This window comes from Wolbachia endosymbiont of Drosophila baimaii, from assembly GCF_028982185.1.
GTDB classification, from domain to species: Bacteria; Pseudomonadota; Alphaproteobacteria; order Rickettsiales; family Anaplasmataceae; genus Wolbachia; species Wolbachia pipientis.
Genome location: NZ_JAPQLE010000013.1, coordinates 1 through 8,051 on the forward strand (window position 1 = coordinate 1; position 8,051 = coordinate 8,051).

6 protein-coding genes, 1 tRNA gene and 1 pseudogene are annotated in these 8,051 nt (G+C 34.8%); 3 read left to right on the forward strand and 5 right to left on the reverse strand.

Going from position 1 to position 8,051, the window contains the following annotated elements; all coding sequences use genetic code 11:
• Nucleotides 1–83: 83 nt before the first annotated feature.
• Nucleotides 84–281: pseudogene (locus OZD66_RS00360) on the forward strand (hypothetical protein); the annotation flags it as partial.
• On the opposite strand, the gene lon reads toward OZD66_RS00360, so the two are convergent.
• The 5 genes from lon to OZD66_RS00385 form a co-directional block, all read right to left on the reverse strand.
• Nucleotides 278–2,731 (reverse strand): endopeptidase La, encoded by a 2,454-nt coding sequence (gene lon / locus OZD66_RS00365; protein WP_182366680.1) that lies wholly within the window; start codon nucleotides 2,729–2,731, stop codon nucleotides 278–280. The pseudogene OZD66_RS00360 and the gene lon overlap by 4 nt on opposite strands.
• 15 nt (nucleotides 2,732–2,746) lie before the next feature.
• Nucleotides 2,747–4,024, reverse strand: a complete 1,278-nt coding sequence (gene clpX, locus OZD66_RS00370; protein WP_006279985.1) for an ATP-dependent Clp protease ATP-binding subunit ClpX — start codon at nucleotides 4,022–4,024, stop codon at nucleotides 2,747–2,749.
• Complete coding sequence (clpP, locus tag OZD66_RS00375) at nucleotides 4,024–4,650, reverse strand: ATP-dependent Clp endopeptidase proteolytic subunit ClpP (protein WP_006280254.1); 627 nt, start codon at nucleotides 4,648–4,650, stop codon at nucleotides 4,024–4,026. The genes clpX and clpP overlap by 1 nt, the downstream gene beginning before the upstream one ends.
• An 11-nt stretch (nucleotides 4,651–4,661) precedes the next feature.
• Complete coding sequence (gene tig / locus OZD66_RS00380; protein WP_182366682.1) at nucleotides 4,662–5,996, reverse strand: trigger factor; 1,335 nt, start codon at nucleotides 5,994–5,996, stop codon at nucleotides 4,662–4,664.
• Nucleotides 5,997–6,154: 158 nt separating this feature from the next.
• Nucleotides 6,155–6,236 (reverse strand) — tRNA-Leu (locus tag OZD66_RS00385).
• A 140-nt stretch (nucleotides 6,237–6,376) separates the two neighbouring features.
• Here OZD66_RS00385 and OZD66_RS00390 point away from each other — a divergent pair.
• Both OZD66_RS00390 and gshB read left to right on the forward strand, forming a co-directional pair.
• Nucleotides 6,377–6,973 carry a BON domain-containing protein gene (locus tag OZD66_RS00390; protein ID WP_182366684.1) on the forward strand — a complete coding sequence of 199 codons (597 nt, stop codon included), beginning with the start codon at nucleotides 6,377–6,379 and terminating at the stop codon, nucleotides 6,971–6,973.
• A gap of 60 nt (nucleotides 6,974–7,033) precedes the next feature.
• On the forward strand, nucleotides 7,034–7,963 hold the full coding sequence (gene gshB / locus OZD66_RS00395) for a glutathione synthase (protein ID WP_182366686.1): 930 nt from the start codon (nucleotides 7,034–7,036) through the stop codon (nucleotides 7,961–7,963).
• Nucleotides 7,964–8,051: the final 88 nt, after the last annotated feature.

Here is an 8,051-nt window from a genome sequence, read left to right on the forward strand (position 1 = left end):
CATAACTATATGCTGCTGGCATTCAACCTCCTTATCATCATCTATCCTTATCCTATCACATCCGGACTTTTATGGAAAGAGCTATAATAGCCCACCGCCTATCTACGCTTTTGCATATGGATCGCATTTTAGTGTTTGATCAAGGTAAGATTGTAGAAGATGGCACTCATCAAGAGCTTCTTGATAAAAATGGAATGTATAAGACTCTGTGGGATGCACAAATTGGTGGATTTTTGCCGGATAAAAGAGAAATGGAGATTGATAATATTTTTTTAATCTAATGCTTCAATGTTTCCGACATAGGAAAAGTATCATCTTTACTTTCTATAGAGGAAGGCACACTATTTTGATTATCATCACCATCAATTGGAGTAGTAGGGTGCATTAAAGCAACTTTCATAACTTCATCAATATTCTTAGCAAAAACTACGTTGATCCCCTCTTTGATGCTTGCCGGAATCTCTTGCATATCTTTCTCATTTTCACTTGGTATAATCACAGTTTTGATTGATCCTCTGAGCGCTGCAAGCAATTTTTCTCTTAAGCCCCCAATAGCTAAAACTCTACCACGCAATGTCACTTCGCCTGTCATAGCAACATTTTTGTTAACTGGTATATTCGTCATAAGAGAAACAATAGACGTACATACCGCGCCGCCAGCAGAAGGGCCATCTTTTGGTACCGCACCCTCAGGTACATGCAAATGTATATCATTATTTTGGAATTTTTCGGGCTTTATACCAAAAAACAAACAATTTGATCGAATATAACTATACGCAGCTTTTATAGATTCTTGCATAACCTCTCCAAGCTTTCCTGTGTATTTTATTTCTCCCTTGCCCGGAATTAGGACTGATTCTATCATCAAAATATCACCACCTGTTTCAGTATAGGCGAGCCCAGTTACTATTCCTACTAAACTCTCATTTTCCGCAATGCCAAAGGTATATTTACGCACCCCTAAATAATCTTGTAAATTGTCAACCCCTACGGATATTTTCTTATTTTTATCAGTCAATATTTCTTTAACTGCCTTTCTCATGAGCTTTGCAAGCTCCCTTTCCATACTCCGCACACCACTCTCACATGTATATAAACGTATCAACTCGTATAACGCCTCATTAGTTATGTCCCATTCCTTCTGATACAAACCATGTTCCTTCTTTAACTTCGGAATAAGGTGGTGTGTAGCAATACTGATTTTTTCATCTTCAGTATAACCAGACAATTGTATAATTTCCATCCTATCACGCAAAGGATGTGGTAAATTTAAGCTGTTTGCCGTAGCTACAAACATTACACTTGAAAGATCAAACTCAACTTCCAAGTAATGATCCGTAAAGTGTTTATTGTGCTCAGTATCTAAAACCTCAAGTAATGCAGATGCAGGATCGCCACGCGAATCAGAACCCATCTTATCTATTTCATCAAGCAGAAAAAGCGGGTTGCATGAATTAGCTTTTTTCATGTGTTGAATGATTTTACCAGGCATTGAGCCAATATAAGTTTTCCTATGCCCTCGTATCTCAGACTCATCACGCACACCACCAAGAGCTATGCGAACAAAATCTCTTCCTACTGCTCTTGCCATAGACTTAGCTAAAGAAGTTTTACCAACACCTGGCGGTCCAACTAAGCAAAGTATAGGACCTTTTATCTCTTTTACTCTTTTTAATACCGCTAAAAATTCTATTATTCTATCTTTTACTTTCTCTATGCCATAATGATTTTCATCTAAGATTTTCTTAGCTGCATTTAAGTTAATTTTTGCATCTTTGTACTTTCCCCATGGCAACTCAAGCAACCAATGCAAGTAACTAGATATAACTGTAGCTTCAGGAGAAATGGGATTCATTTTCTTGTATCTCTTCAAATCAGTTATAGCTTTCTCTCTTGCTTCCTGAGAAAGCTTTGTTTCATTTATCTTTTTTTCAAATTCATTGAGTATATTCCCTTCATCACCATTCTCAAATTCGCCTAATTCTTTCTGTATAGCTTTCAATTGCTCGTTAAGGTAGTAAACTTTCTGAGTGCTTTCAACTTGCGATTTAATTGTCTTATATAAACGGTTTTGTGCGTTCAAAATACTCATTTCTCTCTCAATAAAAGCAAAAGCTTTTTTTAAACGCTCTTCTGGGTCATAAGCCTCAAGTATACTTTGTTTATCTGATACTTTTATATTTAAATGTGAAGCTACCGTGTCTACAAGTTGATCAACTTCTTTGATTTGATCAATGGAGTTAATGGCAACCTCGGGTTGATTTTTCTTGTTTAGCTTACACCAGCTATCGAACGCGTCTACAACAGACCGCCTTAAAGCTTCTAAATCAATATTGTCTTCATCTTCTTTATAATAATTGTCTAACTCTACCCTGGCTTGTAATAAAGTATGAGAGCTAATATATTCTACAACTCTTCCCCTTCTTATCCCCCGGATTATAACTTTTACTGCATCGTCAGGTAATTTTATTAACGGTTGTACAATGCTTGCTAACACACCTACTTCATAAAGATCTTCAGGCTCTGGATTATCAACAGAGCCATCTTTCTGTGCTACAAGAAAAATCTCATTTTGGTGATTACTACTACTTATTGCATACTCTAGTGCATTAACAGATTTTTCTCTGCCTATGAATAAAGGCACCATTATATTTGGAAAAATTACTACATCTCTTAAAGGTAATACTGGCAATGCAGTAAAACTAGAGCTTACAGCACGTTCAATGTTCATAATATATGCCTCAAATTAATCATTAACCGTTATAACATTGCCATTGTTATTATGATTAACCGTTGCTTTTCCTAATTCTACCATTTTCTTAGTGATTACTATAGTGCTACCTTCAAAGCCTCCGTTTCCAGATGTATACATAATGTCAAGCAAAAGTGACTCCAAGATAGCACGTAACATTCTTGCACCTGTTTTGTAGCTTATAGCCTTTTTAGCAATAGCTGATATTGCTTCATCTGAAAACTCAAGGTTTACTTTGCTAAACGCAAGCAATGCTTTGTACTGTTTTATTAGTGCATTCCTTGGCTCTGTCAACACATGTATTAAATCTTCATGATCCAGCTCATCTAAAACAGCAGTTATTGGAACCCGCCCTACAAATTCGGGTATTAAACCGAATTTGATTAAATCTTCAGGTTGAACATCATGTAAAGCATTCTTTTTCTTTTGCTCTTTAGACTGACTTATATCTGCTCCAAAGCCAACTGACGTTCCCTTTTTTCTCGCTTCAATAATTTTATCGAGGCCTTCAAAAGCTCCTCCACAAATAAACAGTATGTTACTAGTATCCACTTGTATAAACTCTTGTTGTGGGTGTTTTCGCCCTCCTTGTGGCGGAACATAAGCAACTGTACCCTCCATAATCTTAAGCAGAGCTTGCTGGACCCCTTCACCTGAAACGTCACGGGTTATTGAAGTGCTTTCAGATTTTCTTGTAATCTTGTCTATTTCATCTATAAACACTATACCACGCTGTGCTTTTACAACGTCATAATTTGCAGCTTGTAATAAACGCGACAACACGCTTTCTACATCATCACCCACATAACCTGCCTCAGTTAAAGTTGTCGCATCAGCCATAGCAAATGGCACATCTGAAACTTTAGCAAGTGTTTTGGCTAGCAAAGTCTTACCAGAACCAGTGGGACCAATAAGCATTATATTTGACTTCTCGATTTCAATATCACTTATAGCATGAAATTGTACCATGGATTGACAATGGTTATACATAGCTACAGATAAAACGTGTTGCGCGTGTTCTTGACCTACAACATGCTTGCTGAGAAAGTTTTTTATATCCTCAGGTTTCTTTAGTAATAGCTTCATATCAGATATACGATCTGAATTAAAAGATCTATCTTTCTTTTGACTTATTGCTTTATGGGATAATTCTATGCACTCATTACAAATAAACACCTTTAAACCATCCGAAGAGTTAGTAATCAATTTATCTACTTCATCTTGCGCCTTGTTGCAAAAAGAACAGTAGTGTAAATCATTATTGTTATCCATTAACCCACCTTTTGTTTAACTTTAATATTTTCAATTTCAATATCTGTACGCTCAGCTATCACCCTGTCAATTAAGCCAATTTTCCTTGCTTCTTCAGGATCCATGAATTTATCTCTTTCCATCATTCCTTCAATTTTCTTCAGTGAATTTCCAGTATGTTTTTCATAAATTTGATTTAGTTTTTTCTTAACCCGCAAAATTTCATTAGCATGTATTTCTATATCAGTTGCTTGACCATGATAACCACCAGATGGCTGATGTATCATAATTCTTGAATGAGGTAGAGAGTAGCGCTTACCTTTTGTACCAGCTGCAAGCAATAAAGAACCCATAGACGCAGCTTGACCTATACATAAAGTTGAAACGTCTGGGTTTATATACTGCATTGTATCGTAGATCGACAAACCAGCAGTTACAACACCACCTGGTGAGTTGATGTACATACAAATGTCTTTATCGGGATTTTCCGATTCTAAAAATAAAAGCTGTGCTACTATTACACTGGCCATATTGTCTTCAATAGGACCTGTTACAAAAATTATTCTTTCTTTCACTAGTCTTGAATATATGTCATAAGCGCGCTCACCGCGACTAGTTTGTTCAACTACAATTGGTATAAGAGTCATACCTTTTCCTATTAAATATTATCAAACAATTCCTTTAATTCTTTCACAGAAACAATCTGCTCTTCTTTACTAACTTTTTCTATTACATAATCTGTCACTTTATACTCAAGCGCTTGCCCTCTAACTAATTCTTGAAATTGTTTATTTGATTCAAAATGCTTAAGTACTCTGTCAAATTGCACATCTTTACTGACATATTGATTTACAATAACACTCAAAACATCATTTTGAGTTAATGATATTTTATGTTCTGCACTAAATTTCATAAATAACATAGCAAGCTTTACACGTTTTTCAGCTTCTTTACGAGAATCATTTTGAGCACCCAATTCTCCTTCCATTCTTTGTTGCTCCTGTTTTACTATGTCTGTGGGTAAATCAAAACTATAATTAGCATCCAAATAATCAAACAGCTCCTTTTTAATTAAGAGATTTCTCATTTCGGTGCACTGATCACCAATCATTTTTTTTGTATGATTTATTAGCAAAGAATAATCTTTAAACCCAATACTCTTAGCTATTTCATCATCATTTTCAAAATCTTTGGCAATTTGAATCTCATTAACTCGCACAGAAAAATCAGCTTCCTGTCCTGCAAGGGAAATGGCTTGGTAATTTTCAGGAAATTTCAACTTAAAGTTCTTTGTTTCTCCCTTTTTCATACCAGTTAATTGATCTTCAAAACCATTAATAAATGTGCCAGACCCTAAATTAACGGCAAAATCTTTGCTACTTCCACCTTGAAAGAGCTTATTCCTAATCCGCCCTTCAAAATCAATTATCAATTTATCCCCATCTTTCGCTTGATAAGAAGCATCATCAACAGAGGCAAAATTGGGGAACTTTGTTTTGATAGAATCAATAAATTCTTTTATATCTTCCTCTTCAATCTTTGCTTCAATTTTCTTTAAGTTTATTTTGTCAAGATCTATCATCGGTACTTCAGGCATCGACTCAAAAGATAGCTTGTATACAAAATTGCCCTCCTCATTTTCTTTGCCCAGATCTGGTAATGATATAACATCAACCTTAGGATAAATGTGAGACTTGACTTCAATTTTTTTCATCAAATCACTTGAGCAATAATCAATTGTATTATTTATCACATATTCCAAAGCCTCGTTTTTATAATTTGCAACAACAAGGTCATAGGGCATCTTTCCAGCCCTAAATCCAGGTGATTTTGCATTTTCTGCTATCTCTTGCAACCTGGAATTTACCTTTTGTTTTATATAATCACTACCAACTGTGATTTCATACTCATACTTTAGTTTATCTATACTAAGCTCTTTGTAGGTATATACGCTACTTACTTCGACTGTATTTTGAGGTATATTATTAGACATCATAATTCATTTATTAACATTTTAATTCATATCTTAATAGAGTCATTTTACCAGAATTTAAGTTAAACACAATCCTTAAGAACAGGTTTTTACACAAACAAAAGTGTATTTAGTGATTATAAATTTTCCCTTAAAACCTAAGTTACATGACTTTAAAGTGCGGATAGAGGGACTTGAACCCCCACGAGCAAGCTCACCAGGACCTAAACCTGGCACGTCTACCAATTCCGCCACATCCGCAAGAAATTTTCAGTACCCTATTATAGGTATTCCATTAAAAATATTCAAGGTTTAAAGTCTTACTTAATTTATGGTATTTACACAATCAAAAAAGCTTATTAACATTTCTTAATGAAAGCTCTAAACCCTGAAAATCAATAATGAGATTAATAACAAGCTTCTTACTCGCAATTTTTTTTATTACACAAAGTGGTTGCACAACCCTTATAATAGGTGGTGTGGTGGCTACAGCGACAGCAACAGCAATAACAATGCAGGACAAATCCTTGGGAAATATCATTGATGATACGACTATGGTCATCAGAATTAATAAGGGGCTCTTAAAACATGGGCTATTTTCATCCATAAAGGTTAAAGTAAGTGAAGGAAGAGTATTGCTCATTGGAAGTGTTGACACTCCTGAAAAACAACTTACAGCAGAAAAAATAGCTTGGCAGCAAAAAGAAATTAAAGAAGTGATAAATGAAATAAGAGTAATACCAATTCAAATGGCTTCCATGCTAGACACCACTGTAGATGGCATGATAACAGCGGAAATAAGAACAAGACTCCTGGGAAAAAGAAATATTAAGTCAATTAATTATAGCGTTAATACGGTTGATAGAGTTGTTTATTTGATGGGTATAGCCCAAAATAAAGCGGAATTAAAAGCTGTAATAGCAATTGCAAGAAAAGTAAAGGGAGTAAAACAAGTTGTAAGTTATGTACGATATAGGTACAGTAAGTTACGCCATTAGGCAAAAATCGTTTTCAAATTATAACATTTGTACAATTGTGACAATAGGTAGAGAACATAAATGAAAGTTGCCTTTCAGATGGATGAAAATATAAATTTTGAAACTGACACTACATTCGTGCTAATAAAGGAAGCACAAAGGAGGAAGCACGAAGTTTTTATCTATGCTCCTAACAATTTAGCACTAAAGCTAAACCATCCAATTGCTCTGGCTCAGAAAGTCAGCGTTGATGATTTTAGTTTTATCTCTAAAGAGGATGTAGCAATCAACTTGAATGAAATGGACATCATATTTATCAGACAGGATCCACCCTTTGATATGCGTTATATTACAACAACATATATCTTAGAAAAAACCAGCGCATTGGTAATTAACAATCCAACAGAAATAAGAAATTGTCCTGAAAAATTGATAACTTCATTATTTCCAGAGCTAATTCCGCCAACTTTGATTACTGAAAATATATCAATGATTAGAGATTTCTACTACAACTATCAAGATATTATTCTGAAGCCATTGTATAGTTATGGAGGAAACGATGTGATAAGAATACAAGATGAGAATAGTATTCAAGTAGTAGTGGATCTCATGATAGCAAAATACGAATGCCCTGTGATTGCACAATCATTTTGTAAAAACATAGATAAAGATAAAAGAATATTGCTACTTTATGGCCAACCAATTGGTGTAATGAAACGAATTCCAAAAATCAGTGGAGAGGTCAGAACAAACATGCGACTTGGAGCAAGTTTTGAGCCCGCTCAAATGAACGATAGAAACAATGAAATATGTAACAAAATTGGTCCTGAATTAAAGAAAAGAGGGCTAATATTTGTTGGTATTGATATTATAGATGACTTCCTGCTCGAAATTAACACAACTTCACCCACGGGAGTAGTTTATATCAATAAATTGTATAATATATCGCTAGAAAAGGATCTTTGGGACATGTTTGAAAAAAAAGCAAGCAGCCATCAACTAAACCTGTGAACAATCACCTTAACAAACTCAGTAGTCCCATTCTTTATCCCTGTTTTTTCTGTACTATTGGTCATATCACGCAATTTTTGAGAATTAT

Excerpts from the sequence above, each read along its gene's own strand:
- lon (WP_182366680.1), bottom strand. The coding sequence starts at position 2,731 with ATGAACATTGAACGTGCTGTAAGCTCTAGTTTTACTGCATTGCCAGTA.
- clpX (WP_006279985.1), bottom strand. The coding sequence starts at position 4,024 with ATGGATAACAATAATGATTTACACTACTGTTCTTTTTGCAACAAGGCG.
- clpP (WP_006280254.1), bottom strand. The coding sequence starts at position 4,650 with ATGACTCTTATACCAATTGTAGTTGAACAAACTAGTCGCGGTGAGCGC.
- tig (WP_182366682.1), bottom strand. The coding sequence starts at position 5,996 with ATGTCTAATAATATACCTCAAAATACAGTCGAAGTAAGTAGCGTATAT.
- OZD66_RS00390 (WP_182366684.1), top strand. The coding sequence starts at position 6,377 with ATGAGATTAATAACAAGCTTCTTACTCGCAATTTTTTTTATTACACAA.
- gshB (WP_182366686.1), top strand. The coding sequence starts at position 7,034 with ATGAAAGTTGCCTTTCAGATGGATGAAAATATAAATTTTGAAACTGAC.